This is a genomic window from Palleronia sp. THAF1, from assembly GCF_009363795.1.
Lineage (GTDB): Bacteria > Pseudomonadota > Alphaproteobacteria > Rhodobacterales > Rhodobacteraceae > Palleronia.
Map to the genome: position 1 here is coordinate 907,529 of NZ_CP045420.1, position 26,447 is coordinate 933,975.

Below are 26,447 nucleotides of genomic sequence, written 5' to 3' on the forward strand. Positions count from 1 at the left end.
CTTCGGGATGGTCTGTCACGTTCTCTGGCTTACCTGTCCCGATAGGCAGGTTGTCGCATAACGTGTTTTGACAGACCAAAGCACAACTGAAGAGGTTGCGGGAGAACGAGAGTGAAACATCCGGTCGATGTGCATGTGGGCACGCGTATCCGTCAGCGCCGTTGGATGACTGGGATGACCCAGCAGCAACTGGCCGAGAAAGTTGGTATCAAGTTCCAGCAGATTCAGAAATACGAGACCGGGATGAACCGCGTCAGCGCCTCCCGTCTTTGGGACATCGGTGAAGCGTTGGATGTGGCGGTTGAGTTCTTTTTCGACGGCCTGCAGGCGGAGACAGAGTCCGAGGGTACCGTAAACGGTGTACCCGCTGACCTGATGGCCGATCGCGAAGCGATGGAGCTTGTGCGGTCTTACTACGCGATCCCCGAGTTGCAGCGGCGCCGCCTGTTCGAGCTGGCGCGCGTGCTGTCGTCCGCCGCGTAAGCACAGCCGCTTGACCGGGCCGGGCCGAGTGCCTAGCCCGGTTTCATGACGTTCCGCCAAGATACCGATTTGATCGCCAGCATTGCGGCCTGCGCGCACGCTTTGGCCGACGCCGCGCGCCCTGCGACGCTGGCGCATTTCCGCGCCGATGTCGATGTTGCCTCTAAGGAAGACGGGGGCTTCGATCCCGTCACCGAAGGCGACCGCGCCGCCGAACGGGCGATGCGCGCCGTGCTGGCCAAGCTTCGCCCGGATGATGGCATTCTGGGCGAGGAATTTGGCACGCTGGACGGCTCTACCGGTCTGACCTGGGTGCTCGATCCGATAGACGGCACGCGCGCCTACATTTCGGGCGCGCCCACATGGGGCGTTCTGGTGGCGGTGTCCGACGCCGACGGCCCGATTCTTGGCCTGATCGACCAACCCCACATAGGTGAGCGCTTTTTCGGTGGTCCGAACGGTGCACACGTGTCCGGACCGGGGGGTGAGCGGTCCATGCGCACCCGCGCCGCGCGGCCACTCTCCGATGCGACCCTGATGACCACTTTCCCCGAGGTCGGCACCGCAGAGGAAGGCGCGGCTTTCGCGCGCGTCGCCGCGCAGGCGAAGCTGACGCGCTACGGGCTGGATTGCTACGCATATGCCCTGCTGGCGCTGGGCCAGATCGACTTGGTGATAGAAGCGCAACTGCAACCCTACGATATCGGGGGGCCCATGGCGGTCGTGCAGGCGGCAGGCGGGATCGTCACCGACTGGACGGGCGGCCCCGCGCAGCACGGCGGGCGCGTGATCGCCGCGGCCAATGCGGACATCCACGCCGAGGCGCTGGCGTTGCTGGCATGAGTGACATCCTGATCCGGGGCGCCGATCTGGTGCTGACGATGGATGACGCCGAGACCGAACTGAAGAGGCACGACATTCGCCTGTCGGGCGGCGTGATCGCAGAGATCGGGACCGCGCTGGGCGCCGCGGGGGCAGAGGTGGTTCTGGCCGATGGCTGCTTGGTGACGCCCGGCCTCGTGAACACGCACCACCACCTTTACCAATCCATGACCCGCGCAGTCCCCGGCGCGCAGGACGCGCTACTGTTCGGGTGGCTACAGATGCTCTACCCGATCTGGGCGCGCATGGGGCCGGAACATATGCGGGTGTCGGCGCTGACCGGGCTGGCGGAACTGGCGCTGTCGGGCTGCACGCTGTCGTCCGATCACCTGTACCTGTTCCCAAACGGCGCGCGGCTAGAGGATACGATCCACGCGGCGGCAGAGGTCGGTTTGCGCTTCCACCCCACGCGCGGTGCCATGTCCATAGGGGAAAGCGACGGCGGGCTGCCGCCCGATGCGCTGGTGGAAGCCGAGGACGCGATCCTGAATGACTGCATCCGCGTCGTGGATGCGTTTCACGACGCGGCCCCCGGATCCATGTGCCGCGTCGGCATTGCACCCTGTTCTCCCTTCTCCGTCAGCCGTGAGCTGATGCGTGACGCGGCCCTTTTGGCCCGCGACAAGGGTGTCATGCTGCACACCCATCTGGCCGAGAACGACGAAGATGTGGCCTATTCGCTAGAGCGGTTCGGCTGCCGTCCGGGGCAATACGCACAGGATCTGGGTTGGACCGGCGAAGACGTCTGGCACGCGCATTGCGTCAAGCTGGACGGGTCAGAGATCGACCTGTTCGCGCGCACCCGCACCGGCGTGGCGCATTGTCCGTGCTCGAACTGTCGCCTTGGCTCGGGGATCGCACCAGTGCGGGCAATGCTGGACGCAGGCGTGCGCGTCGGGCTGGGCGTGGACGGTAGTGCGTCGAACGACAGCGGTGATCTGGTGTCCGAAGCACGGCAGGCGATGTTGTTGCAGCGTGTGGCCGGCGGGGCCGATGCCATGTCGGCCCGCGCGGCGCTGCGGTTGGCCACGCGTGGCGGGGCGGAAGTTCTGGGCCGCGACGACTGCGGGCAGGTGGCCGTTGGCAAGCGCGCCGATCTGGCGATCTGGGACATGCGCGGTGTCGAGGCGGCAGGATCCTGGGACGCGGGCGCACTGCTGCTGGCGGGCCCGCGAAAGGTGCGCGACCTCTTCGTCGAAGGCCGTCGGGTGGTGCGCGACGGGCAGATGGCGACGATTGATCTTGGCGCGGTGCTGGAACGCCAGCGCACCTTGGCGCTTGAGTTGGCGGGCTAATTGCCCTCAGGCGTGCGCGCAACCCGTTCGCCCGCGACCCAAACATCCGCGATGGCACGGTCATCGCCCATCATGATCGTTGGGAAAATCGCTTCCCATATGTTCTCCGCCCGCCCACTGCGCTGGGCGATGGCGGGGGTAGAGGACAGGTCGAGCGCGATGATGTCCGCGTCCGAACCGGGTGCGAGCGTGCCGGTCCTGTCCTGCATCCTCAGCGCGCGGGCAGAACCTTCGGTGGCGAGCCACAGCAGTTGCGCGGGGTGCAGGGCGGTGCCGGACAACTGGCCGATCTCGTAGGCGGCGGCCATGGTGCGCAGCATGGAAAAGGACGATCCACCGCCGGTGTCGGTTGCCAGCCCGGTGGTGATCCCGTCGGTAATCGTGCGCGCGGCGTCGAACAGGCCTGACCCAATGAAGGTGTTGGAGGTCGGGCAATGGACTACCGCCGATCCTGTTTCCCGCAGAAGGTCCCGCTCTCGCGGCTCCAGGTGGATCGCGTGGCCGAACAGGGCTCCGGGGCCGATCAGACCGTGCTGCTCGTAGGTCTGCAGGTAGTCACTGGCTTCGGGATGCAGGTCGCGGACCCATGCGATCTCATCTCTCTGTTCGGACAGATGCGTCTGCATCGCGCAGCTGGGATTGGCGGCCCAGAGCGCGCCAAGCGCTTCAAGCTGGTCCGGCGTCGAGGTCGGTGTGAATCGCGGCGTGATGGCGTAGCGCGCGCGGCCCGTGCCGTGCCACTTGGCCAGCAGGGCCGCGCTGTCGTCGTAGGCGGATTGTGGCGTATCGCGCAGACCATCGGGCGCGTTGCGGTCCATGCACGTCTTGCCCGCGACGGTGGCCATGTTGCGCGCGGCCGCGGCTTCGAACCATGCGTCGACGCTGGCGGGATGGATCGTGCAAAAGCTGGTCAGCGTGGTGGTGCCGTGCGCCAGCGCCAGGTCGAGCGTCAAATCGGCCTGCTTGCGCGCATAAGTCGGATCGCCGAAGCGCATCTCTTCAGGGAAGGTGTAGGTGTTCAGCCAGTCGATCAGGCGCTTGCCCCACGCCGCGATGATCCCGGTCTGGGGATAATGCATGTGAGCGTCGACGAAGCCGGGGATCAGAAGGCGATCGCCAAGGTCAATGTGCTCGGCATCGGTGCGGTCGACCGTGTCGACGGGGCCAGCCGCAGCGATGCGACCGTCCTCGATGCGTATCGCGCCATGCGTGTCGTGAACCACCGCCGCCTTGATGGGCGCGGTGAACGGGTCGGCGACGAAGCGCAGGAGGTGTCCGGTAAGAAGCTGGGCCATGACCGGGAGCTAACGCGAAAGCAGGACCTTTTGCGAGGGGCAGATTGCGAAGTCATACCAGTGCGGATCGCGATAGAAGCTTTACCTTGCGCGCTTGTCTTCGCTTTCCCCAAGCGCGCGCCCGGCCTACATCACGTGCCAAAGACGGACCCGACAGAAGGACAACGCAATGGCGGAGATTGAAGAAGCGGTCGAGCAGGAAGACGACGCCTACGCGCTGGATCGTGAGACGATCCGAGAGGTGCGGGATGCCGTCGACGCCGAGGACCGCGACCGCTTGATGGCCGCGATGGAGCCGATGCACCCGGCCGACATCGCCGACCTTCTGGAACAGTTGGACGAAAGCCCGCGCCACCGTTTGATCCACATGCTGGGTCACGATTTCGACGGGGCGGTGCTGTCCGAACTGGATGAGGGCCTGCGGGAAGACATCATCCGGACGCTATCGCCAGAGGTGTTGACGGGCGCGGTGCGCGGGCTTGAGTCGGACGATGTGGTCGACCTGCTGGAGGACCTTGAAGAACCGCAGCAGGAAGCCATCCTGGAGGCTCTCGAACGACCCGACCGGATCGCCATCGAGCGCGCCCTGTCGTTCCCGGACGGGTCCGCTGGCCGCTTGATGCAGCGAGAGGTGGTGACCGCGCCCGAGCATTGGACAGTGGGCGATGCCATCGACTTCATGCGCGCCTCGCTCGATCTGCCGGAGCAGTTCTATCACATTGTGCTGGTCGATCCGCGCTTTCGGCCTGTCGGGCAGGTGACGCTGGGCAAGGTCATGTCATCGGATCGCGTCACGCCGCTGAAAGAATTGCTAGAGCCGAGCTATCGTACCATTCCGGCCACGCAGGACGAGGAGGACGTCGCCTACGCGTTCAACCAGTATCACCTGATCTCTGCTCCTGTCGTCGATGAAGACGAGCGGTTGGTCGGCGTCATCACCATCGACGACGCGATGACGGTGCTGTCCGAAGAGAACGAGGAAGACTTGCTGCTCCTGGCCGGTGTCGGTGACGAAAGCATCGCGGACCGCACTCTGCAGATCGCCAAGGTGCGGTTTCCATGGCTTTTGGTGAACTTGGGAACCGCGATCCTGGCGTCACTGGTCATCGCGCAGTTCGAAGATGTGTTGGCCGCCGTCGTCGCTTTGGCGGTTCTGATGCCCATCGTGGCGTCCATGGGCGGCAACGCGGGCACACAGTCGATGACCGTGGCCGTGCGCGCCATCGCCACGCGCGATCTGACCGGATCGAACGGCTGGCGGGTCGTACGACGTGAGGTGATGGCGGGTTTTCTGAACGGGCTGGCCTTCGCGGTCATCATCGGGATCGTCAGTGTGATCTGGTTTGGCAGCCCGATGCTGGGCGTGGTGATCGCCGCGGCGATGGTCATCAACTTGATCGTGGCCGGGCTCGCCGGAGTTCTGGTGCCGATCTGCATGGACAAGGCAGGCGTGGACCCGGCGTTGGCGTCTGGGACGTTCGTGACAACGGTGACCGATGTGGTCGGGTTCTTCGCATTCCTTGGATTGGCCGGGCTGGTGCTGCTTTAGGCCGTGCGCGGTTGGTGAGGATGGATTTGGGTATTTGTGAAAGCAAAGACGGATGAGTCTGGCTGCGGATAAGGCACTGGCGCGAAAGGCGGCTTTGGCGCGGCGCAAGGTGGCGCACGCGGCGGCCGGGCCGGGTTGCGCGGATCGCTTGATCGAGGTGCTGCAAGGGCATCGGGGCCGCGCGGTTGCCGGGTATGCTCCGATCGGGACAGAGATCGACCCGACGCCAGCGATGGCGGCGCATGACGGGCCGGTCTGCCTGCCGGTGATCGACGGCGACGGCCTGCCGTTGCGATTTCGGAAATGGTCGCCCGGTTGCGCCATGCAAGCGGGCGCCTTCGGGGCGATGGTGCCCGCGTCGGGGGCATGGCTGGTGCCGGACGTGCTGATCGTGCCGCTGGTGGCGTTCGATCGGTCCGGCGGACGGCTGGGGTATGGCGGCGGGTTCTACGACCGGACGTTGGCGGAATTGCGCGCGGCTGGCCCCGTCACCGCCATCGGCTTTGCCTATGCTGCGCAAGAGGCTGACGCCTTGGTGCAGGAGGCAACGGATGCCCCGCTCGATCAGATCGTGACCGAGCGGGAGGTGATCGTTCCCGGCTAAGGGTGTTCAGTTGGTGGCGGGCATGTTGCCGTGATCCATGCCCTCGTGATCCATCGCCGTGCCATCGCGGGGTTCGACGTTGAAGGTCACGTCAACGTCTCCAGCGGTCTCGAAGACAAGCGTGGCGTTCAGCGTGTCGCCATCCTTCAGGGGCGTTCCGTCCAGTCCCATGAACATCACGTGGCGTCCGGCGGGCTGGAAGATGATGCTTTCGCCTGCGCCGATCTCGACGGCTTCCAGATGCATCATCTTGGCGATGTCGCCCTCCATGACGGTCTCATGGATCATGGTGGTCGGCACGCCTTCGGCCCGGGCCGCGATCAGCCGGTCCGGCGTGTCGCCTGCGTTGGTGACGGTCATGTAGCCCGCCGCGGTGCGGGCCATTCCGGCGCTTTCGGCGATGTAGGGGTGGTTAATGGTGATTTTGCCAACGCTGTAGTCGTGTGCGGAAAGGGCGGTCGCGCAGAGGGCCGCTGCGACGGTCGATAGGAGCAGTTTCATGGGATGGGTCCTGTTCTGTCTGATGGAAAGTTTGGATCAGGCAGACAGGGGTGGCGCGCGGGCCGGGTTCAGATCGACGGCGTCCGTGGCGAAGGGGGGCAGGGTCATCCATGCGCTGGTGAACGACGTCCCAATCTGTGTCGGCGGTGCGCTACGCACGCTGGCATCAAGCGTTGGCGCGATCAGGCAGTCGTGGTCGCTTGCGGCGACGGTCTCGACCGGCATGCCGTCGGCGTCGAGCGTGACGCGCACGCGTTCGGACCCGATGCACAGCACCACCGACTGAGCGCCCGCCAGCACAGCAAGCGCGCCGCCGAAAGCGGGCAGCAGCAGCGATACGGACATCACGAGGGCGAGTAGGCGGGTCATGGCGCGGGGGATACGACAGCGCGCGCGCCACGACCAGCGCGTTCGCGTCGCACCGGACTTGCCAGCGCGCGGTTCGGGATAGATACGACGCCTATGAACATTCTCTTTCTTGGCGATGTGATGGGCCGGTCCGGCCGGACCGCGATCACCGAACGGTTGGCCGCGCTGAAGGCAGAGCTGGCCGTCGATTTCTGTGTGGTGAACGGCGAGAACGCGACGAACGGCGCGGGGCTGTCGGCGGCCCACGCGCGGCTGTTGCTAGAAGCAGGGGCCGATGCGGTGACGCTGGGCGATCATGCCTTCGATCAGAAGGACATGTTGCAGTTTTGCGAGACAGAGCCGCGCATCGTGCGGCCGCTGAACTACTCCAAGGCCGCGCCGGGCCGTGGCGCGCGCGTGTTCGAGGTGCCGGGCGGACGGCGCATCCTTGTGGCGCAGGCGCTGGGGCAGGTCTTTATGAAGCGGCCCTTCGACGATCCGTTTTCCGCCATAGAGCCTGTGCTGAGGAACGCCACCTTGGGGGCCGCGGTGCAGGCGACGTTGGTGGATATCCACTGCGAAGCAACATCCGAGAAGATGGCCATGGGCCATTTCTGCGATGGTCGCGCGTCGGTCGTGGTGGGCACGCACACCCATGTGCCGACCGCCGACGCCACGATCCTGTCACGAGGGACGGCGTTCCAGACGGATGCAGGCATGTGCGGTGATTACGACAGCGTCATCGGCATGGACAAGGAAGAGCCCCTGCGCCGTTTCCTGACCGGGATGCCCAAGGGCCGGTTCGAGCCTGCGGGCGGCGAGGCGACGCTGTCGGGTCTGTTCGTGAAGACCGACGACGCGACGGGCAAAGCCGTTGAGGTGCAGATGATCCGGCGCGGCGGTCGGCTGCAAGTGGCGTGAGCCAGCTTCGACTGACCGCGCTTCTGATCTTGCTGGGATCGGGGTGGGGCCTGTCGCAGCCGCTGACCAAGATCGCCGTGTCGGGCGGTGCCGCGCCGATGGGTCTGGTGTTCTGGCAGCTTTTGATTGGCGGGCTTTTCCTGTCGCTTATCGTGATCCGGCGGGGTGTGCCGCACGTCACGCGCGCGCGGCTGCGCGTCTGGATCGTGATCGCTCTGATCGGGAACGTCCTGCCCAGCATCGCGACCTACTCTGCCGCGCGTGATCTGCCTGCTGGGCTGATGGCGATCCTTCTGTCCACTGTTCCGCTGTTCGGGTTCGTCTACGCCCTGATCCTGTCGTTGGAGCGGTTTCGCCTGCGGCGTGCCGTGGGTCTGCTGATCGGCTTATCGGGCGTTCTGCTGCTGATCGTGCCAGAGGCGAGCTTGCCCGACCGCGCCATGGTGGCCGTCATCCCTATCGCGTTGATCGGGTCGCTGTTCTACGGCGCGGAAAGCAACGTGATCGCGAAATGGGGTGTTGCAGGCATGGCACCGGTAGAGGTGTTGGCGGGTGCCACCCTGATCGGTGCTTTGATGTTGCTGCCGGTGACGGTGGCCACGGGGCAGATGGCGGTACCAATAAGCTGGGGCGCGCCAGAGACGGCGCTGGTGTTGTCTGCCATCGTCCACGCCTGCGTCTACACCGGGTTCGTTTGGCTGGTGGGGCAGGCGGGGCCGGTGTTCGCGGTGCAGATTTCCTACGTCGTGACGCTGACGGGGATCGGCTGGGCGATGCTACTGCTGGGCGAAAGCTACTCTGGCTGGATTTGGGGCGCGCTGGCGCTGATGTTGGGCGGTATGGCGCTTGTACAACCTCGGCCCGCTTTACCGCAAGCGGTGTAGAGTGCGGCCCCTTGCGCAGTCTCGCCGGGCATCGCTAGGGTCGCGCGACCTTATCGGCGGTGACCCTAGCGATGATCCAAGCTCAGCTTGACCCGACACTCATGGCGATCCTGGCCTTCGCCACCGTCATCGTCATGTTCGTGTTGTTCGCGCGCGAGGCTTACCCGACAGAGGTCGTGGCCATCGGCGGTGCGGCCTTCCTGTTCGCCACCGGCATCCTGCCATACGCCGCCGCGCTGGAGGTTCTGTCGAACCCCGCCCCCTGGACCATCGCCGCGATGTTCCTGATCATGGGCGGGCTGGTGCGCACCGGTGCGCTGCAATGGCTGACAGAGCTTGCCGACAGCCGCGCGGAACTGCGCCCCAAACGGACGCTGGTGCTGATGCTGGGGGCCGTGGCCGTGGGATCGGCCTTCATGAACAACACGCCGGTCGTCGTCGTGATGATCCCGGTCTTCGTGCAGCTGGCCAAGCGGCTAGGCGTTTCACCGTCCAAGGTGCTGATCCCGCTGAGCTATGCCGCGATTATGGGCGGCACGCTGACGCTGATAGGCACCTCGACGAACCTGCTGGTGGACGGCGTCGCCCGTGCGCGGGGGCTGGAGCCGTTTTCGATTTTCGAGATCATGCCGCTGGGGATTATCCAGATCACGGTCGGCGCGACTTATCTGGCCTTTGTCGGGCGTAAACTGCTGCCGGAACGCGACTCGCTGTCGTCGCTGATCTCGGAACGCCGAAAGATGAAGTATTTTACAGAGGTCGCGATTCCTGAAGGCTCTTCCCTCGTGGGCGATCCAGTGCAGGACGTGGACATCTTCAAGCGCGAAGGCGGGCGCGTGATCGACGTTCTGCGCGGCGATGCCTCGTTGCGGCGGGATATGGCCTCTGTCGTGCTTGAAGCGGGCGACCGTGTGGTGCTGCGCACCGAGATGGCCGAGTTGATGAGCCTGAAGGAAAACCCAGATCTGAAGTCCGTGGACCGCCTGTCCTCGGTCGAAACACAGACGGTCGAGGTTCTGATCACGCCCGGTTGCCGCATGGTCGGGCGCAGCCTGGGCGCGATGCGCCTGCGCCGTCGCTACGGTGTCTATCCGCTGGCCGTGCATCGCAGAAATCAGAACACGGGGCGGCAGCTGGATGAGGTCGTCGTGCGCGTGGGCGACACCCTGCTGTTGGAAGGCGCGATGGGCGATATACAGCGGCTTGCGACGGATATGGACCTTGTAGATATCGCGCAGCCGACTGCGCAGGGCTATCGCCGCTCCAAGGCCCCGGTGGCCATCGGGGCCTTGGCGGGCGTGGTGATCCTGTCGGCGCTGGGCGTCGCGCCGATCCTTGGGCTGGCAGTGGTGGCGACCGCGATCATCCTGCTGGCCCGATGCATCGACAGCGACGAGGCGTTTTCCTTCGTCGACGGCCCTTTGCTCGCGCTGATCTTCGCCATGTTGGCCGTTGGTGCGGGGCTAGAGGCTTCGGGGGCCATCGAATTGCTGGTGGGCTGGCTGTCGCCCGTGCTGGCGGATCTGCCGCCCTGGGCCGTTGTTATGGTGATCTACCTGATTGCCACGACGCTGACGGAAATGGTGTCGAACAACGCCGTGGGTGTGATCCTGACGCCCATCGCGATCCAGCTGGGCGTCAGTCTCGGCTACGATCCGCGCGCGCTGGTCGTGGCAGTGATGTTCGCGGCATCCTCTGCCTTCTCGACACCCATCGGCTACCAGACAAACATGCTGGTCTTTGGTCCCGGTGGCTACAAGTTCACCGACTTCATGCGCGTAGGTATTCCGATGAACCTTCTACTGGCAGTGTCCGCGTCCTTCGCGATCCCCCTGATTTGGCCGCTGTGATGTGGCGGCTGGCTTCCATCCTGTTGCTGGCCGCCTGCGCCACCGCGCCCGATGCGCCGCGCGTGTCCAGCGGATCGGTTAGCCCCCGTGCGGTCACGCTGTTCGCGGACAACGTGACGGCACGGATGTCGGATGGCGCGCTGTGTACCGCCGTGCGGGAAGGGCGGTCGGGACCGTGGAGCGCGACGCTTTCTGGCTGCCCGCACCGCTGGCCCGTCGCCGTGCTGCGCCCCAGCTCGCGCCCGCGCCTGCCACTTGTGCGCAGCGACGCCGACCCTTGGGTGACGCTTGGCGCGCCGACCGGGCCGCTGGGATTTGCACCGCCCCGCTGACACCGGCGCATACTGGGGTTGCGGCACCGGGGGCACGCGGCCTATATCCGGCGCGGTTCTTGAAAGATCGGAGACGCACATGGCCGGCCATTCCAAATGGGCGAACATCCAGCATCGCAAGGGGCGGCAGGACGCCGCGCGTTCGAAGCTGTTTTCCAAGCTGGCGAAGGAAATCACCGTCGCCGCCAAGATGGGCGACCCCGATCCCGACAAGAACCCCCGCCTGCGTCTGGCCGTGAAAGAGGCGAAGTCCCAATCCGTGCCGAAAGACGTGATCGACCGTGCGATCAAGAAGTCCCAAGGTGGCGACTCCGAGAACTACGAGGAAATCCGGTACGAAGGATACGGCCCTTCCGGCGTTGCGATCATCGTCGAGGCGATGACGGACAACCGCAACCGGACGGCATCTACCGTGCGCTCGACCTTCTCGAAGAACGGAGGCAATCTGGGAGAAACCGGCAGCGTGTCGTTCATGTTCGACCGCAAGGGGCAGGTCATCTACCCCGTGTCGGTCGGTGACGCCGACGACGTGATGATGGCCGCAATCGAAGCCGGGGCAGAGGACGTGGAAAGCTCCGATGACGGGCATGTCGTCTGGTGCGCGAACACCGATCTGAACGAAGTCTCTTCGAAGCTGGAGGAACAACTGGGCGAGTCTGAGACGACCAAGCTGGTCTGGCGTCCGCAGACGACGACCGAGCTGGATCTGGAAGGCATGCAGAAGCTGATGAAGCTGATGGACGCGCTGGACGACGATGACGACGTGCAGAACGTGACCGCCAACTTCGAGACCTCGGACGAGGTCATGGCGCAGCTGGACGGGTAGGGAACGAGGGGCGCTGCCCCTCGCGCTCCCCGAGGTATTTCAAGAACGATGAAGAGGCAGCCTATTTCAGCTGGCTGTCCTTCGACCCACGGCGATTGAAGCCACCGCGCGCTTGCTTCGTGCTGTCGCGCCCGGACTGACATTCGACGCATAGCTGTACACCCGGCAGGGCCTCGCGCCGACGCTCCGGGATCGGCTCGTCGCATTCGGCGCAAAACGCGGCGGACGGCAGGTCCGACACCCGCCGCGACGCCTTCAGCCGCGCCAGCTCGTCGCTGATCGAGGCTTCGATCTGTTCGCTTACTGCGCCATCGCGCGCCCATCCACCGGCCATGATACTCTCCTTGCTTGGATGAAAGATCGGGTCGGGTAGGGCTTCGGTCAAGGGCGTGATACGTCATGCAAGTTGATGATCGCGCCGAGAAAACAGCAGTTTCCAAGGCGATCCCCGGCGCTTAGCACTGGTGCATGACCTCGCTGATCTCTGGCTTCGCACTCGGCTTTTCCCTGATCCTCGCCATCGGTGCGCAAAATGCGTTCGTGCTGCGCCAAGGTCTGCGGCGATCCCACGTGTTCGCGGTCTCGCTGACCTGCGCGCTGTCCGACGCCATCCTGATCGCCGCAGGCGTCGCGGGCTTTGGTTGGCTGGTCGAAGCAGCGCCATGGATCGCGCCGGTGTTCACTTATGGCGGTGCGGCGTTCCTGCTGGTCTACGGCGCGATGGCACTGCGCTCGGCTTGGCGCGGCGGGCAAGCGTTGGAAGCCGCGGACGAACGCGCGGGCGGGATGCGCCGCGCGGTGCTGACCTGCCTCGCGCTGACGTGGCTGAACCCGCATGTCTATCTGGATACCGTCGTGCTGCTGGGATCGGTCTCCAGCCAAGCGGAAAGCGCGCTGCGCTTTGGCATTGGCGCGGTCACGGCGTCATTCGTCTTTTTCTTCGCGCTGGGCTACGGCGCGCGGCTGCTGTCGCCCGTTTTCGCGCAGCCCCGTGCGTGGCGGGTGCTGGACGTCGTCGTCGGCCTGACCATGTGGGCGCTGGCCTTGAAGCTGGTGCTGGGATGAGCGCGCCGTCGCGGCCCGTGGCCGGAGTGCTGTGGATGGTCCTGACGGGCCTGCTGTTCGTCGGTGTCACTGCGACCGTCAAGCATCTGGGCGACCGTGTGCCCGCGCCGCAGGCCGCCTTCCTGCGTTACGTATTGGGGCTGTTCTTCCTGCTGCCGCTTTGGCGCCAGATCGCTGGCGCGCCCTTCGATGCGCGCCACCTGCGGCTATATGCGGGGCGGGGCGTCCTGCACGCCATTGGGGTGTCCATGTGGTTCTACGCGATGACCCGCATCCCCATCGCAGAGGTGACGGCGCTGAATTACCTCTCGCCGATCTATATCACCATCGGTGCGGCGCTGTTCTTGGGAGAGCGGTTCAGCTGGCCGCGCATGGTTGCGATCCTAGCGGCATTGGTCGGTGTCGCGCTGATCCTGCGGCCCGGTTTTCGTGCGGTCGATCTTGGGCATTTGGCGATGCTGGGCACCGCGCTTTTGTTCGCGGGGTCCTACCTGATCGCCAAGGTCCTGTCGGACGAGGTGAAGCCGTCCATCGTCGTCGCGATGCTGTCGATCTGGACGACCGTGGGACTGGCCCCGATGGCGCTGGCGGTATGGGTCTGGCCTAGCTGGGATGAGTTGGGGTGGCTGTTCCTTGTCGCCAGTCTGGCGACGACCGGACATTTCACCATGACGCTGGCATTCCAGTCAGCACCGATCAGCGTGACGCAGCCGATCACCTTCCTGCAACTGGTCTGGGCAACATTGGTGGGCTGGTGGGTCTTCAGCGAAGGCATCGACGCCTTCGTCGTCGCAGGCGGCGCGATCATCGTGGGATCGGTCGTCGTCATCTCAATCCGGGAGGCGCGGCAGAAGCGCCGCACGCCACCCGTCGCGCTATGATTTAGGCTTCGCAGACGTTCACAAGGCTTTCGTAGCGGCGCACGATCCAACCGGGGGCGTCGTCGGGCAGCGACTCGTCGATGGTGGATTCGGATCGGGCGAAGATGTTGGCGGTGCGCGAGTTTTCCACCACGTCCATCGTTTCTGTTACGGCGACGCGGTCGTAGACCACGAAGGCGACCGCCACCAGAACGACACCGCGCGCGACACCGAAGAGGAACCCAAGCCCCCGATCAATCGGGCCAAGCGCCGACTCTTGTACGGCACCCGATAGGATCGGGGTAAAGATCGACACGACCACCAACATTACGGCGAAGACCGCTGCGAACGCAAAGATGATCGACAGCTCGCAGCTGTCGCCCAGATAACGGTCGAGCACGGGAATCTGCCGGACGAGCGGCTGGGCAGAGGCTGCAAGCGCGAAGGCGACGATGCCTGATACGATCCAGCCGGCGATGGCCATGCCTTCCCGCACGAACCCACGCGAATAGGCTAGGATCGCCGAGACCACGATGATGAAGCCGACGACACCGTCGATGATCGTGAAACCGTCCATGTATGGCTCTCCTTAGCCTGCGCCGAAAATGTCGCCTACCAGCGCTGCAAGATCGGGGAAGGGGCGCACGGCCATACCCTCGATCTTCAGCGACCGGGACTGCGTCGGCGCGATCGCGCTGGAGAAACCAAGTTTGGCGGCTTCTTTCAACCTGTTTTCCGCTTGGGCGGCGGGGCGCAGCGCACCCGACAGGCTTATTTCACCGAAGATGACCGTTTTCGGGGGCAATGCCACGTCTTCACGGGCCGAAAGCAGGGCAGCAGCGACGGCCAGATCGGCGGCGGGTTCACGCACGCGCAGGCCGCCCGCGACGTTCAGATAGACGTCGAGGCCCGAAAACGGGATCGCACAGCGTGATTCCAGCACCGCCAGGATCATCGCCAATCGCCCGCCATCCCACCCGACGGTGGAGCGTCGCGGCTGACTGTGGGGGGTGGGCGCGACCAGCGCCTGTATCTCACACAGCACGGGGCGAGACCCTTCGATGCCTGCGAAGACGGCCATGCCGGGTTGGGGCGTTTCATGCTCGCCCAGGAACAGGGCAGAGGGGTTGGACACTTCCGCCAGCCCACTGCCGGTCATCTCGAACACGCCGATCTCATCCGCGGGGCCGAAACGGTTCTTCACGGCGCGCAAGATGCGGTAGGGGTGGCCGCGCTCGCCTTCGAAATACAGGACCGTATCGACCATATGCTCGACCACGCGGGGACCGGCGATCTGGCCTTCCTTGGTGACGTGGCCGACCAGAACGACGGCGATGCCGTGGCGCTTGGCGAAGGTCGTCAGTTCATGTGCGGCAGCGCGGACCTGACTGACCGATCCTGGGGCGCTGTCGACATTGTCGGCCCACATCGTCTGGATCGAATCGATGATGGCCAGGTCGGGCTTTTCCTTTTCCAGCGTGGTCAGGATGTTGCGCAGGTTCGTTTCTGCCGCCAACCGCACGGGCGCGTCCGACAGGCCAAGACGACCCGCGCGCATCCGCACCTGTGCCGTCGCTTCCTCACCGCTGACGTAGATGCAGGACACGCCCGACCGCGCGAAGCTGGCGGCGGCCTGCAGAAGCAGCGTGGATTTGCCGATGCCCGGATCGCCGCCGACAAGGATCGCGGACGCAGGCACCAGACCGCCGCCCAGCACGCGGTCCAGCTCGGCGATGCCAGAGGTTTCGCGTGGCGGCGGTGTTTCCGAACCGGCCAGATCGTTCAGCACCATGCCTTTGCCGCGCTTGGTCCCAAGGGATTTGGCGGCGGGGCCAGAGGACAGGGGCACTTCTTCGACGATGGAGTTCCAAGCGCCGCACGCATCGCAACGGCCCGACCACTTGGAGTGTGCCGCGCCGCAGGATTGGCAGATGTAAGAGGGAGTTTTCGCCATGCCGCCTTTTGCCCCCGTAACGCGGGGGCGGCAAGCGGGTTACTCGGCGGCGGTGGCGTGGGGCAGGGCGATGACGTTTCCACCCTTCATCGGGCGCACGAAACCCAGCGTCGACAGCAGGTCGCCGTATTCGTCTTCCAACTGCGCCAGACGGCTTTCCATTGCGGCTTCTTCGATCTCGACGTCCTGTGTAAGGCGGCGCAACTCGCGGCTGACGGTTAACGCATGTTCGATCCGCTCTTCGAACAGGCCGATCTCCTCGACGCGGTGGGCCAGAAAACCACGGGCGCGGGCGACGTTCTCGTCCGAGTAAATTTGGGCGATATCGCGTGAGGCGTAGGACATTTCTGCCGCGGCCTCGAGCACTTCCGGCTCTAGCTCTGCCAGATCGGGGTGATAGCGCAGGTAGTTCATACGCTCTTTGACGGAGTCGTATTCGGACGACAGCTTGAACGTATCAGCACGGTCGGCCTGATGGCAGAAGTGATAAGCCTCTGCCACATCCGACATTGAGATTGCGAAATCTCGGTGGCTGCGTTCCAGTCGCAGAACGCGGAAGCCCGATGGCATCGCCGACAGGATGGTCAGAAGCAGCAACACAACTGCGAATTGGACGACCAGACCGGCCTGGGGATACACGACGTCGCCGAACTGCAAAGGCAGCGTCAGATAGGGAAGGTAGCCAAATGCCGCAGCAAGCGTTGCGCCAGCCACCGCCGCCGTGGCAGTGAACAGGATTGCGGTTGCAACCCACTGAAAATATGCCGAAATCGGCTGGTTCCGCTTTGCCGTTGTGCGATACATGGCGATTCCCCCAAGAACATCGTCGGCGATAAGCCGCTCATGGGTCAATTGCTTTACGTGCAGGATTGTTCCGGAAAGATATGCGCAACCGCCAGTTGACCATTAGTCAACTGATTTTCCACAAGAAACCATTTAGGATTATACGGCTGGCGAATCCTGTCGGTGATAGCGCACGCCAAGGCTGGTCAGGATCTCGTATCCGATGGTGCCTGCGGCCTCTGCCAGATCGTCGACGCTTTGCTCGGCGCAGAGAATATCCAGCGATTCTGGTATGCTATCAAGGTGGCTGACATCAGCCGTCAGCAGGTCCATGGACACGCGCCCGACCAATGGACAGGGCGTGCCATTCGCGAACAGCACCGCTTCGTTGCCCATCGCGCGGATCAAACCGTCGGCGTATCCCGCCGACAGGGTGGCGACGCGCGTCGGCTCGTCCGCCATCCAGGAACCGCCGTAGCCCACGATCTCTCCGCCCGCGACTTCGCGCGTCTGTATGATCGGCAATGACAGGCGCACGACGGGCGTTGCATCGGCAAACGGCTGCCCGCCGTAAAGACCGATGCCGGGGCGGGTCATGTCGAAATGGTAGTCTTCGCCCAAAAGGATACCGCCTGTCGCAGCGAGAGACCGCGGCGCGGCGATCCCGTCTGTCATCTTGCGGAATTGCCCTAGCTGGCGCGCGTTCATAGGATCGTCGGGCGCGTCGGCACAGGCGAGATGGCTCATCACAAGGATCGGTGCGCGTTCCAGCACGATCGCGCGGGCGGCGTCCCATTCCACAGGCTCCAGCCCCATGCGGTTCATGCCGGTGTCCAGCTGTACACCGAAGGGATGGTCGGGCAGCCGCTCGAAATGACGGGTCAGCTGCTCGATGGAGTTCAGCATCGGGATCAGGTGCAGATCGCGCAGGGCGGCGGTGTCCGTCTCCATGTGGCCGGAGAAGACGCAGATCTCAGCATCTGGCCCCAAGGCCGCGCGGATCGCCGCGCCCTCTTCGGCCACCGCGATGAAGAAACGGCGCGCGCCCGCGTGCCAAAGAGTTTTCGCAACCCGTTCAACGCCCAGTCCGTAGCCGTCGGCCTTCACCGTCGCCGCCGTCAGGCAGTCCGAACCGGACATGGCATCCAGCGCTCGCCAGTTGGCGGCCAGCGCGTTGAGATCAATATGAAGTGTTCCGGTTCCCATGGGGCTTCGTCCAACAGGCTTGAGGGCGCGTCAAGCCGCCATTACATCCGGTCGTCCGACCCCTGCTGCCACGGCTGCACAAGGTTGCCGAAGCGCGTGAACTGGCCTTCGAACGCCAGATCGACCGAGCCGATGGGGCCGTGGCGCTGCTTGCCGATGATGACCTCGGCCTTGCCATGCAGGCGAGACATCTCGTCCTGCCAGCTGGCCATCTTTTCGAGCTCGTGATCGCCCGGCTTTTCGCGTTCCTTATAGTATTCCTCGCGGAACACGAACATCACGACGTCCGCGTCCTGCTCGATCGAGCCGGACTCCCGCAGGTCGGACAGCTGTGGGCGCTTGTCTTCGCGGCTCTCGACCTGACGCGACAGCTGCGACAACGCGACGACAGGGATGTCCAACTCCTTGGCGATGGCCTTCAGACCCTGACTGATCTCGGAGATTTCGTTCACGCGGTTCTCGGATCGGCCTGTGCCCTTCACGAGCTGCAGGTAGTCCACGAACAGCGCGTCCAGCCCGTGTTGACGCTTCAGGCGGCGCGCGCGGGCGGCAAGTTGGCTGATCGGCAGGGCAGGCGTGTCGTCGATATACAGGGGGCAAGCTTCCAGCGACTTCGCAGCCTCGACGAAGCGGCGGAATTCGACCTCGTTCATATCACCGCGGCGAATCTGCTCAGATGGCACCTGCGCGGCTTCGGACAGAATACGCGCGGCCAGTTGTTCGGCGCTCATTTCCAGGGAATAGAAGCCCACGACGCCACCATCCACCGCACCCTCGGTCCCGTCGGGCCTGATGCCCTTCTTGTAGGCCTTCGCGATGTTGAAGGCGACGTTCGTGGCCAGTGAGGTCTTACCCATGGACGGCCGGCCGGCCAGGATCAGCAGGTCAGACTTGTGCAGGCCACCCAGCTTCTTGTCCAAATCGATCAGGCCCGTGGATACGCCAGACAGGTTCCCGTCGCGCTGGTAGGCGGCGTTGGCGACGTTCACCGCATCGGTGACAGCGCGCAGGAATGACTGAAAGCCCTGGTTCACCGCGCCTTGCTCGCCCAACTCATACAGGCGCTGCTCGGCATCCACGATCTGTTGACGCGGCTCGCTGTCGACCTCGACTTTACGGGCTTTGGCGGAAATCTCTTGGCCCAGGTCCATCAGCTTCCGCCGAATCGCCATATCGTAGATCATCTGGGCGTAATCACGCGCCGCATAGCTGCTGATCGCCGCCCCGGCGAGGCGCACAAGATAGGACGCGCCACCCAACTCCTGCAGGCCGGGATCGTCCTCTAAAAACGCCTTCAGCGTCACCGGAGAGGCCAGCGCTCCCTTGGCGATTCGCGCGACGGCGGCCTCATAGATGCGGCTGTGGACCGGATCGTAAAAGTGCGAGCCGTCGATGATCGGAGAAACGCGGTCGTAGATGTCGTTGTTGGTCAGAATCGCGCCCAGAAGCTGCTGTTCGGCCTCGACGTTATGGGGCTGTAGCTCGGCGGGCGTGTCGCCTGCGTCCGGTGTGATCGTGGTGATGCTGTTCATGGTCTGACCCCTGTCCGCTACTGTCCCCGTCGCGGTCGATAGCCCCATTTGGGGGGCGCAGGCAAATCCACCGCAATCGCGCGCCGCCTACCGCATGTCGCGATGGGGACGAACCAACCTACCATATTCGCGGGCTGGGGCACAAAACTTCTGCACATGCTCACAGGCGGTGGAGAACTATTTTTTCGCCTCTGGCATCCGTGCCGCCTGCCAACCGCGTGGGTCGTTCAGGAATACCTCGACACCGTCCATCGTGCTTGCGTCGAAGCTGCCCGACGCCTTCGCCTCGGCCAGGACGTCCCACCACGTGCTGAGCGCATGCAGCGTTACGCCGTGGTCTCCAAGGGTCTTCGTGATCTCGGGGAAGATACCGTAAGAGAACAGGACGGCAGTGTGTTCGCAGGTGGCCCCGGTTTCGCGAATCGCGTCCACGAAGGACAGTTTCGATCCGCCGTCGGTCGTCATGTCCTCGACCAGCAGGACGCGCTGGCCTTCGGTCATCACGCCTTCGATCCGGGCGTTGCGGCCGTAGCCTTTGGGCTTCTTGCGCACGTAGGTCATCGGCAGCGCCAGCCGTTCGGCCATCAGCGCGCCGAAGGGGATGCCCGCCGTTTCGCCGCCCGCGACATTGTCGAACGCTTCGAACCCGGCGTCGCGCATGACGGTGACGGCCAGGAAGTCCATCAGGGTCGAACGGATGCGCGGGTAAGAGATCAGCTTGCGGCAGTCGATATAGGTGGGCGAGGGCAGGCCGCTGGCCAGAGTGAACGGATCATCGGGGCGAAAATGCACCGCCTCGATTTCCAGCAGCATCCGCGCGGTCAGGCGCGCGATCTCGGCGCGGTCTGGGAAGCCGGTGGGGATCACGCGCGCGCTCCGGTGGGCGAGCGGTCGATGGGGTTGCGGTAGATCATGCGGCGGACAGAGCCCGTCTTAGAGCGCATAAGCACCGTTTCGGTCGTGAAGTAGCCGGGTTCGCGCTGGATCCCTTGCACGACAGAGCCATCGGTCACGCCGGTAGCGGCGAAGATCACATCATCGCTGACCAGGTCGTCGCGCGTATAGACGCGGTCGAAGTTCGTGACGCCCGCCTTCGTGGCGCGATCCCGCTCGTCATCGTTGCGGAACAGCAGCTTGGCGAACATCTGTCCGCCCATGCAGCGCAGCGCGGCGGCTGCCAACACGCCTTCTGGCGCGCCGCCCGATCCCATGTACATGTCAATTCCGGTGCGCGGTTCGGCGCAGTGGATGATGCCGGCAACGTCGCCGTCGGTGATCAGGCGCACGGCACAATCGGTGCTGCGCAGGGCTTCGATCATATCCTCGTGGCGCTCACGCTCCAGCACGCAGACCGTGATATCATGGGTGGAAACACCCTTCGCGGCGGCGAGCGCCGAGACCCGTTCGGACGGGCTCATGTCCATCGTCACGGTGCCGGGCTTGAAGCCGGGGCCGATGGCGAGCTTTTCCATATAGACGTCGGGCGCATGCAGCATCGAGCCGCGCTGCCCCATGGCGATCACGGTCAGTGCGTTGGGCATGTCCTTGGCTGTCAGCGTGGTGCCTTCCAGCGGGTCGAGCGCGATGTCGACCTCGGGGCCGTTCCCGGTGCCGACTTCTTCGCCGATATACAGCATCGGCGCTTCGTCGCGCTCGCCTTCGCCGATGACCACGGTGCCCGCGATGTCCAGCTTGTTCAGCTGTTCGCGCATGGCCGTGACGGCGGCCTGATCGGCGGCCTTCTCGTCACCACGGCCGATCCAGCGACCTGATGCGAGGGCGGCGGCCTCTGACACGCGCGCCAAGCCCAGTGAGAGCATCCGGTCGTTAAAATCCTGATCGGCCATCGCGTCGCTCTCCTGTTTTTCAGCGTTGCCAGTGGTCTAGCGCGGGGCGGAAGTGCGGGGCAAGACTGTTAGGGCCTAACAACGCTGCTCGGCGTGCCGCCGGGCGAAAGCTCTACTCCTTGGAGCCTAAGCGCCCAACTCTTCGATTCGCAGCGCCACGGGAGCGCCGATCAAAACGCCGGTGGCCTCCATCGCAGAGATCGCCGCGTCCAGATCGGGGCGACCGGCCTTGTGCGTGACCACGATCACCGGAGCGGTTGCGTCCTCGTGGTCGTATTGGCGCATCCGGTCGATGCTGATGCCCGCGTCGCCCAGACAGGCGGCGATCTTCGCCAGCGCACCAGGTTTATCCACCAGATCCATGCGCAGATAGTAGGGCGCGGGGCTGCCGGAATGGGCGCGCGTGACCTTCTTCAACGTGCTGGCGGGCTGGCCGAAGGTCGGCAGGCGGGTGCCGCGCGCGATGTCGATCACGTCGGCCATCACGGCACTGGCCGTGGGGCCTTCGCCCGCGCCCGCGCCGCGCATGACGATCTGGCCCACCGCATCGCCTTCCAGCACGACCATGTTCGTAGCACCATTCAACTGACCCAACGGCGAGCGGGCGGGCACCAGGCAAGGCGACATGCGCATTTCCAGGCCCCGTCCGGTCATCTGTGCGACGCCCAACAGCTTGATCTTGAAGCCCATGTCGTTGGCGTGGCGGATATCCTCGATCGAGACGCGCTCGATCCCCTCCAACTGCACACCGCCGAAGTCGACGCGCGTGCCGTAAGCGACCGAGGCAAGAAGACACAGCTTGTGGCCCGCGTCGATGCCACCCACGTCCAGCGTGGGATCGGCTTCCAGATAGCCAAGTGCGTGGGCCTCTGCGAAGACGGTATCGTAGGGCAGGCCCGCATCTTCCATGCGGGTCAGGATGTAGTTGCAGGTGCCGTTCATGACGCCCATCACGCGCTCGACCCGGTTGCCCGCAAGGCCTTCTGTCAGAGCCTTCACACAAGGGATGCCACCCGCGACGGCAGCCTCGAACCTTAGAGCGATCTGCGCGTCTTCTGCCGCTTCGGCCAGCGCCTGACCGTGGTGGGCCAGCAGCGCCTTGTTGGCCGTGACGACGTGTTTGCCGTTGGCGATCGCCGCCTCGACCAGATCCTTGGCGGGGCCTGCATCGCCACCGACAAGCTCGACGACCACATCCACGTCATCGCGGGCGGCCAAGGCGGTCGCATCGTCCTCCCAAGCGAAGCCCGACAGGTCCACGCCGCGATCCTTGGCCCGGTCCCGTGCGGAGACGGCGGTGACGATGATGGCGCGGCCCGCCCGTGCGGCCAGAAGGTCGGCGCGCTGTTGGACGATGCGCACGACGCCAGTGCCCACGGTCCCCAGACCGGCGATACCTAGACGCAAGGATTCGGACATGGGGCTGCTCCTGTACTTGGAAAAGCGCGTGCGGTGCGCCGGATCGCGACAGCCCTTAGCCCGTTTGCCGGGCGGGTTCAAAGGGGCTTGGTCAGCCTTCTGCGGCGCGGGTGCGCAACTGCTGCAAACGCAGGCGCAAGGCGTCGCGCTCGGCTTCTGTCAGGGCAGGGCCGCGCATGGCAGCGGCGCGGGCACGCAGGTTGTTCGCGCGGACGGCGGGCGAAACGCCGGGTTGCTGCCGTGCTGCAATCCCCGCCGCGCGGGTGCGCAGGCCCGCAGCCTCGGCGCTAAGCGCGGAGGCTGCGACCGTCACGCGGGCGGTGTCTCGCGGGACCTGCGAAAGGATGCGCTGCGTGGGGATCAGTTCCGGGTAGGCCGCGCGCGCCAGATCGGGGGCGTTGAGTGCAGCGATATCCGGTGTCGAACAGGCGGCCAGCAAAAGGGGTAGGGCAAGGATGGGGCGCATTTGTGGCTCCTGTCGCGGTCGTCCGCAGCTTAGCCGCCCAAGGGATCGGCGAGCAATGTCTTTCCTCTGTCGTGCCCGCGGGATAAGTCGCAGCAATGGACCACGCAGAAACACACGTCATGGCCCGGTTGACCGCCGCCACCCCCCGCCGGGTGATCGCGGTGGGCATCCTGTTCCTTCTGGCTGCGATGCTGGTGTGGATCGCAGGCACGACCCCGGCGGACCTGATATGGAAGTTCGTGCTCTTCGCAGTCGGACTGGTAACGGGTTGGGCCGCGTTGGCGATGTGGCAGGCGACCGGCGTGAACCTTCTGCTGACGAAAGATGGTATCGTGCAGTCGAATGGGCGCGTCGTCGTCGCGATGGATCAGATCGTGGACGTGGACCGGGGCGTTTTCGCGTGGAAGCCGTCGAACGGCTTTTCCGTGCGCCTTGCCTCACGCCACTCTGTCGCTTGGGCACCGGGCCTGTGGTGGCGTTACGGGCGCAGGCTTGGCGTTGGCGGCGTCACGGGTGCTGGCGCCGCGAAGGCCATGGCCGATATTCTGGCGATGCATCTGGCCGACCCGCGATAGGCGTCAGGTCGAAATGTCGGAATGCTCAATTTTCGTCCAGCGGGGGGCGACGGCCACATCATTGTCGAAGCGACGCGGTTCCAGCCCAAGGGTGAACGGCGGCTCGTAGTCCAGCCACGTTTCCACGAAGATGATCGAGTCGCCTTCCGCCAGAATCGGGATCTGGTCTTCGATCAGGTTGAAGTTCGCCTGCGAGATGATCGGCGGCGGCGCTTTGCCGGACGTGGTCCGCGCCACGTCGGACCACATGATCACATGCTCGGCGTTCGTTGCATCCCAATAGACAGATGTAACCCGTAGGTAGGTATCGTGATCCGAAGGCGCGAGGAATTCGTAAACTCGGCCAAGCCCATCGATAAACGCCGAGTCGATCGGTTTCTCGAGCCGCGAGATCTGGTCTGCCAAGGAGTAGGTGATCCGCAGGTTCATCGTCTGGGTCCGGTAGGCGTCGATCGAGGCCAACGAGATCATCATCCCCCACACCAGAAGAGGCAGGGCAAGGATGAATTCCACGGTGAAAGAGCCGGTCTCTTCGCGCCGAAACCGATGCAGCAGGCTGTGAAGGTGATTTGTCAGACGCATGTCAGGGCTCGTTCACAAAGAATGTCGAAGACACCATGGCGACGCCGCCGCCCGGTTGGCGATCCATGCCTGCACCGATGCCGACACCGGGCAGAAGCGGATCGTAGAGGATGCAGAAGCGCATCATCATCATCTGGTTCATAGAGCCGCGCTTGAAACTCTCGACATCCGGCACGTTTACGTTCTGGCTGCGGTCCACGCATTTCGTCTCTTGTGTCGGGGCCTGAAAGGTCGACACGTCAATCGGCTTCATTTCCAGCATCAGATCGCGCTTGCAGTAGGGGATGATGAGAGCCTCTTCACACACGGCATTCTTGATGTCGGTGAACGTCGGCGCGCCCATCTTGCCCAGTCTGATCTCGCGCGCCGTCACATCGATGGCGCGTTCGAACATGATGCGCTGCATCTGCATGAGACCGGCTTCCATGGTCGTGAAGAACGGCCAGGTGATCAGCGGGAACAGGATCACCACCTCTGCGATGGCGGCCCCGCCCTGACGACGCAGAAAGCTGCGAAAGAAGGACATGACGTTCATTATTGAATCAACTGCAGGCTGTTGAGAGAGGTCGCGATGGACGTGAAGGCGTAGTTCAGCTCATTTCCCGACACGCGATAGTGCAGGTTCTCATTCGATGCGCAGGACTTGAGAAGCGCGGCCTCTGCCTCGGAAATTTCGAACGCGATGGAGAAGATCAAAACGCCCTGTGCCTTGATGGCGTTGCACATCGCAGCGGTGTCCCTGTCCTTCTGGGTCTTTCCGATTTCGATGACAGGGCGGTGCATCCAGTCGTTGTAAACATCTGTCTTGTTGCGCCGGTCGTCCCGCGTCCCGGCCTGTTCGGCGCGGGCATACCAAGCGTGCCACTTCAAATTGACGCGGCCGAAAACATCCTGCCAGGTCAGGCGATCCGCATTGGCACCACCGTGAACGTTGTAGCCCCAGCTATCGTAGACCGGGTAGTAGCCGGGTTCGTTGTAGTTGTAGTCCCCGTCGACGTTGCCGCGCTCACGGTCGGCGACCGTGAAATAATAGCGACCGTTGCTGCGGAAGGCCCAAGTATCGCTGAGGCTGTCGCCTTCGTAACCCTCGGCAAACGTGTTGTGCACGGTGTTCTGGCCATCAGACATCACCACGATGACCTTCAGAGTATTGGTCCGATTGAAGTCGTAAGGGCGCTCGCTGAAGCTGGAGCCGACGTTCGGATGAGAGGCGAGCATCGACCGGGCCGACGGATCGAGCAGCCCCGCGCCGACCTTCAGGCCGAATTCGGTCGAGGTGTTGCCGGCGGCGAAAAGCGCGTCGATGCGGGCCTCCAAGGTGCCGATATCGTCTTCCATCAGCGTGACACGACGGCTGGACCAGGTCGGACAGTCCAAATAGGACTCCTCGATCGCCTGATCGTAGTCGTAGTTTACATTGCTGTGACGGTCGACGTGTGCGTGCTGGCGAATGTCGCCGATGCCCGTCAGGGAGGTCGTTTCGAACTGGTCGCCGCGGAACTCCAGACAGTTTGAATAGTCGTGCTTTTGCGACACCGACAGCTTGGACAGAATATGATCGTCCAAAGTGACCTGAGCGGCATAGGGCACGATGTTGATCGAGATCTTTCCGGTGACAGCATTTCCTTCACGGTCACGCAGCATGGCGTTCACGAATTTCTTGGCAGCGACTTTCAATTGCGTCAGCCGCGCGCCCTCCATCGAACCGGACACGTCCAGCACCAACGAGATTTCCACGTCTTGCACTTCCTCAAGCGCGATGCCGGAGGAACGCGCTTTCAGGGACTTCACGCCGGCCAGACGCATGAACCACGTCTTCATTTCCACTTCGGCGTTCACAAGAACGCTGCGGCGATTCACTTGGGACGGTGCCACTTTGACGGGCTTCAACGACTGGCGGATCCCCGCGGCGTCGAAGTAACTTTTCACGACCGTGTCGGCGTCAAGCGTCTGGTCAAGATCGGTCGCGGCAAGCGCGGCGGCGTCTGCCGTGTTCTGCATCCGCACTCGGGCGTAATCATGGCGCAGGATGTCCACGCCGATGCCGCCGACCAGGATGATCGCAAGGAAGAGGAACAGGGACATGATGATGAACGAACCATCCTCGGCATCTCGGAAGCCTGCGACGCGTGGTTGGGTCTTTCTGATCCTGCGACTGATGCTCAGTGTCATCGTCTTTCCCTTCTCAAGTCCATCGTGCGTCCCGGCCGACCCACGGCGTTTACCGTTGTGTCGGACCTTGGGCGCACTGCGTCTTTTGACCCGGTAGCTTGGCTGAATTGAGGCAAGACCGTGGTACGAACGGGATTTGATCTCGGCCCGTGACTAATGCGGGGTTACGGTGTGCATTGTTCCGGCTCGGGCCTCGGATTCCGGGCAGTTCCCGTG

At 64.2% G+C, this 26,447-nt stretch carries 29 protein-coding genes; 13 read left to right on the forward strand and 16 right to left on the reverse strand.

The annotated features are described in order from the left end of the window. Positions 1 to 111 precede the first annotated feature (111 nt). From FIU81_RS04570 to FIU81_RS04580, 3 genes are read left to right on the forward strand one after another with little or no spacing between them, the layout of a single operon-like run. Positions 112 to 483 (forward strand): helix-turn-helix domain-containing protein, encoded by a 372-nt coding sequence (locus FIU81_RS04570; RefSeq protein WP_124112319.1) that lies wholly within the window; start codon positions 112 to 114, stop codon positions 481 to 483. Positions 484 to 528: 45 nt separating this feature from the next. Further along, on the forward strand, positions 529 to 1,326 hold the full coding sequence (locus FIU81_RS04575; RefSeq protein WP_124112320.1) for an inositol monophosphatase family protein: 798 nt from the start codon (positions 529 to 531) through the stop codon (positions 1,324 to 1,326). Next, positions 1,323 to 2,660, forward strand: coding sequence for an 8-oxoguanine deaminase (locus tag FIU81_RS04580; RefSeq protein ID WP_124112321.1), 1,338 nt, complete (start codon positions 1,323 to 1,325; stop codon positions 2,658 to 2,660). Before FIU81_RS04575 ends, FIU81_RS04580 begins: the two co-directional genes overlap by 4 nt. Here FIU81_RS04580 and guaD read toward each other — a convergent pair. Next, positions 2,657 to 3,955: a guanine deaminase gene (guaD, locus tag FIU81_RS04585; RefSeq protein ID WP_124112322.1), complete on the reverse strand. Its 1,299-nt coding sequence runs from the start codon at positions 3,953 to 3,955 to the stop codon at positions 2,657 to 2,659. The two genes, FIU81_RS04580 and guaD, sit on opposite strands and share 4 nt — an antisense overlap. A gap of 169 nt (positions 3,956 to 4,124) precedes the next feature. Between guaD and mgtE the strand changes: the two genes are divergently transcribed. Both mgtE and FIU81_RS04595 read left to right on the forward strand, forming a co-directional pair. After that, entirely contained in the window at positions 4,125 to 5,504 is a 1,380-nt protein-coding gene (gene mgtE / locus FIU81_RS04590) for a magnesium transporter (protein WP_124112323.1), read from the forward strand. A gap of 52 nt (positions 5,505 to 5,556) precedes the next feature. Continuing rightward, entirely contained in the window at positions 5,557 to 6,108 is a 552-nt protein-coding gene (locus FIU81_RS04595; protein WP_124112324.1) for a 5-formyltetrahydrofolate cyclo-ligase, read from the forward strand. A gap of 6 nt (positions 6,109 to 6,114) precedes the next feature. Here the strand turns inward: FIU81_RS04595 and FIU81_RS04600 are convergent, their stop codons facing one another. Together FIU81_RS04600 and FIU81_RS04605 are read right to left on the reverse strand one after the other, a co-directional pair. After that, on the reverse strand, positions 6,115 to 6,609 hold the full coding sequence (locus tag FIU81_RS04600) for a copper chaperone PCu(A)C (RefSeq protein ID WP_124112325.1): 495 nt from the start codon (positions 6,607 to 6,609) through the stop codon (positions 6,115 to 6,117). Between the two features lie 36 nt (positions 6,610 to 6,645). Beyond that, positions 6,646 to 6,978 (reverse strand): hypothetical protein, encoded by a 333-nt coding sequence (locus FIU81_RS04605; protein WP_124112326.1) that lies wholly within the window; start codon positions 6,976 to 6,978, stop codon positions 6,646 to 6,648. A gap of 93 nt (positions 6,979 to 7,071) precedes the next feature. On the opposite strand from FIU81_RS04605, the gene FIU81_RS04610 reads away from it, so the two are divergent. The 5 genes from FIU81_RS04610 to FIU81_RS04630 all read left to right on the forward strand — a co-directional run bounded on the left by FIU81_RS04610 (position 7,072) and on the right by FIU81_RS04630 (position 11,770). Continuing rightward, positions 7,072 to 7,878: a YmdB family metallophosphoesterase gene (locus FIU81_RS04610; RefSeq protein ID WP_124112327.1), complete on the forward strand. Its 807-nt coding sequence runs from the start codon at positions 7,072 to 7,074 to the stop codon at positions 7,876 to 7,878. Beyond that, positions 7,875 to 8,762 (forward strand): DMT family transporter, encoded by an 888-nt coding sequence (locus FIU81_RS04615; protein WP_254695998.1) that lies wholly within the window; start codon positions 7,875 to 7,877, stop codon positions 8,760 to 8,762. The genes FIU81_RS04610 and FIU81_RS04615 overlap by 4 nt, the downstream gene beginning before the upstream one ends. 71 nt (positions 8,763 to 8,833) lie before the next feature. Continuing rightward, positions 8,834 to 10,612 carry an SLC13 family permease gene (locus FIU81_RS04620; protein ID WP_124112328.1) on the forward strand — a complete coding sequence of 593 codons (1,779 nt, stop codon included), beginning with the start codon at positions 8,834 to 8,836 and terminating at the stop codon, positions 10,610 to 10,612. Continuing rightward, on the forward strand, positions 10,612 to 10,944 hold the full coding sequence (locus tag FIU81_RS04625) for a hypothetical protein (protein WP_124112329.1): 333 nt from the start codon (positions 10,612 to 10,614) through the stop codon (positions 10,942 to 10,944). The genes FIU81_RS04620 and FIU81_RS04625 overlap by 1 nt, the downstream gene beginning before the upstream one ends. Positions 10,945 to 11,023: 79 nt before the next feature. Continuing rightward, positions 11,024 to 11,770 carry a YebC/PmpR family DNA-binding transcriptional regulator gene (locus FIU81_RS04630; protein WP_124112330.1) on the forward strand — a complete coding sequence of 249 codons (747 nt, stop codon included), beginning with the start codon at positions 11,024 to 11,026 and terminating at the stop codon, positions 11,768 to 11,770. Positions 11,771 to 11,831: 61 nt separating this feature from the next. On the opposite strand, the gene FIU81_RS04635 is transcribed toward FIU81_RS04630, so the two are convergent. Beyond that, complete coding sequence (locus FIU81_RS04635; protein ID WP_124112331.1) at positions 11,832 to 12,104, reverse strand: DksA/TraR family C4-type zinc finger protein; 273 nt, start codon at positions 12,102 to 12,104, stop codon at positions 11,832 to 11,834. 134 nt (positions 12,105 to 12,238) lie between these two features. Here FIU81_RS04635 and FIU81_RS04640 point away from each other — a divergent pair, with 134 nt between their 5' ends. Both FIU81_RS04640 and FIU81_RS04645 read left to right on the forward strand, forming a co-directional pair. Then, positions 12,239 to 12,835, forward strand: a complete 597-nt coding sequence (locus FIU81_RS04640; protein ID WP_124112332.1) for a LysE/ArgO family amino acid transporter — start codon at positions 12,239 to 12,241, stop codon at positions 12,833 to 12,835. After that, positions 12,832 to 13,716, forward strand: coding sequence for a DMT family transporter (locus FIU81_RS04645; RefSeq protein ID WP_124112333.1), 885 nt, complete (start codon positions 12,832 to 12,834; stop codon positions 13,714 to 13,716). Before FIU81_RS04640 ends, FIU81_RS04645 begins: the two co-directional genes overlap by 4 nt. A 1-nt stretch (position 13,717) precedes the next feature. Here FIU81_RS04645 and FIU81_RS04650 read toward each other — a convergent pair whose 3' ends face one another. The 9 genes from FIU81_RS04650 to FIU81_RS04690 all read right to left on the reverse strand — a co-directional run bounded on the left by FIU81_RS04650 (position 13,718) and on the right by FIU81_RS04690 (position 22,902). Then, positions 13,718 to 14,272, reverse strand: coding sequence for a CvpA family protein (locus FIU81_RS04650; protein WP_124112334.1), 555 nt, complete (start codon positions 14,270 to 14,272; stop codon positions 13,718 to 13,720). A gap of 12 nt (positions 14,273 to 14,284) precedes the next feature. Continuing rightward, positions 14,285 to 15,649 carry a DNA repair protein RadA gene (radA, locus tag FIU81_RS04655; protein WP_124112335.1) on the reverse strand — a complete coding sequence of 455 codons (1,365 nt, stop codon included), beginning with the start codon at positions 15,647 to 15,649 and terminating at the stop codon, positions 14,285 to 14,287. Positions 15,650 to 15,688: 39 nt separating this feature from the next. Then, entirely contained in the window at positions 15,689 to 16,453 is a 765-nt protein-coding gene (locus tag FIU81_RS04660; RefSeq protein WP_254696000.1) for a DNA repair protein, read from the reverse strand. Between the two features lie 138 nt (positions 16,454 to 16,591). Next, positions 16,592 to 17,638, reverse strand: a complete 1,047-nt coding sequence (gene alr, locus FIU81_RS04665; RefSeq protein ID WP_124112336.1) for an alanine racemase — start codon at positions 17,636 to 17,638, stop codon at positions 16,592 to 16,594. 41 nt (positions 17,639 to 17,679) lie between these two features. Next, the gene (locus tag FIU81_RS04670) at positions 17,680 to 19,170 is read right to left on the reverse strand and encodes a replicative DNA helicase (RefSeq protein ID WP_124112337.1); all 1,491 of its coding nucleotides are present in this window, start codon (positions 19,168 to 19,170) and stop codon (positions 17,680 to 17,682) included. A gap of 177 nt (positions 19,171 to 19,347) precedes the next feature. Beyond that, a complete protein-coding gene (locus tag FIU81_RS04675; protein ID WP_124112338.1) occupies positions 19,348 to 20,037 on the reverse strand; it encodes an orotate phosphoribosyltransferase in 690 nt (229 codons plus the stop codon). After that, a complete protein-coding gene (gene glpX, locus FIU81_RS04680; RefSeq protein ID WP_124112339.1) occupies positions 20,034 to 21,017 on the reverse strand; it encodes a class II fructose-bisphosphatase in 984 nt (327 codons plus the stop codon). The genes FIU81_RS04675 and glpX overlap by 4 nt, the downstream gene beginning before the upstream one ends. A gap of 126 nt (positions 21,018 to 21,143) precedes the next feature. Beyond that, positions 21,144 to 22,436: a homoserine dehydrogenase gene (locus FIU81_RS04685; protein WP_124112340.1), complete on the reverse strand. Its 1,293-nt coding sequence runs from the start codon at positions 22,434 to 22,436 to the stop codon at positions 21,144 to 21,146. Positions 22,437 to 22,527: 91 nt separating this feature from the next. Then, the gene (locus FIU81_RS04690) at positions 22,528 to 22,902 is read right to left on the reverse strand and encodes a hypothetical protein (protein ID WP_124112341.1); all 375 of its coding nucleotides are present in this window, start codon (positions 22,900 to 22,902) and stop codon (positions 22,528 to 22,530) included. A gap of 119 nt (positions 22,903 to 23,021) precedes the next feature. Here FIU81_RS04690 and FIU81_RS04695 point away from each other — a divergent pair, with 119 nt between their 5' ends. Continuing rightward, on the forward strand, positions 23,022 to 23,477 hold the full coding sequence (locus tag FIU81_RS04695; RefSeq protein ID WP_124112342.1) for a hypothetical protein: 456 nt from the start codon (positions 23,022 to 23,024) through the stop codon (positions 23,475 to 23,477). A gap of 3 nt (positions 23,478 to 23,480) precedes the next feature. Here the strand turns inward: FIU81_RS04695 and FIU81_RS04700 are convergent, their stop codons facing one another. From FIU81_RS04700 to FIU81_RS04710, 3 genes are read right to left on the reverse strand one after another with little or no spacing between them, the layout of a single operon-like run. Continuing rightward, positions 23,481 to 24,059, reverse strand: a complete 579-nt coding sequence (locus FIU81_RS04700) for a TadE/TadG family type IV pilus assembly protein (protein ID WP_124112343.1) — start codon at positions 24,057 to 24,059, stop codon at positions 23,481 to 23,483. 1 nt (position 24,060) lies between these two features. Then, the gene (locus FIU81_RS04705; protein WP_124112344.1) at positions 24,061 to 24,585 is read right to left on the reverse strand and encodes a TadE/TadG family type IV pilus assembly protein; all 525 of its coding nucleotides are present in this window, start codon (positions 24,583 to 24,585) and stop codon (positions 24,061 to 24,063) included. A gap of 8 nt (positions 24,586 to 24,593) precedes the next feature. After that, the gene (locus tag FIU81_RS04710) at positions 24,594 to 26,231 is read right to left on the reverse strand and encodes a pilus assembly protein TadG-related protein (RefSeq protein WP_124112345.1); all 1,638 of its coding nucleotides are present in this window, start codon (positions 26,229 to 26,231) and stop codon (positions 24,594 to 24,596) included. Positions 26,232 to 26,447: the final 216 nt, after the last annotated feature.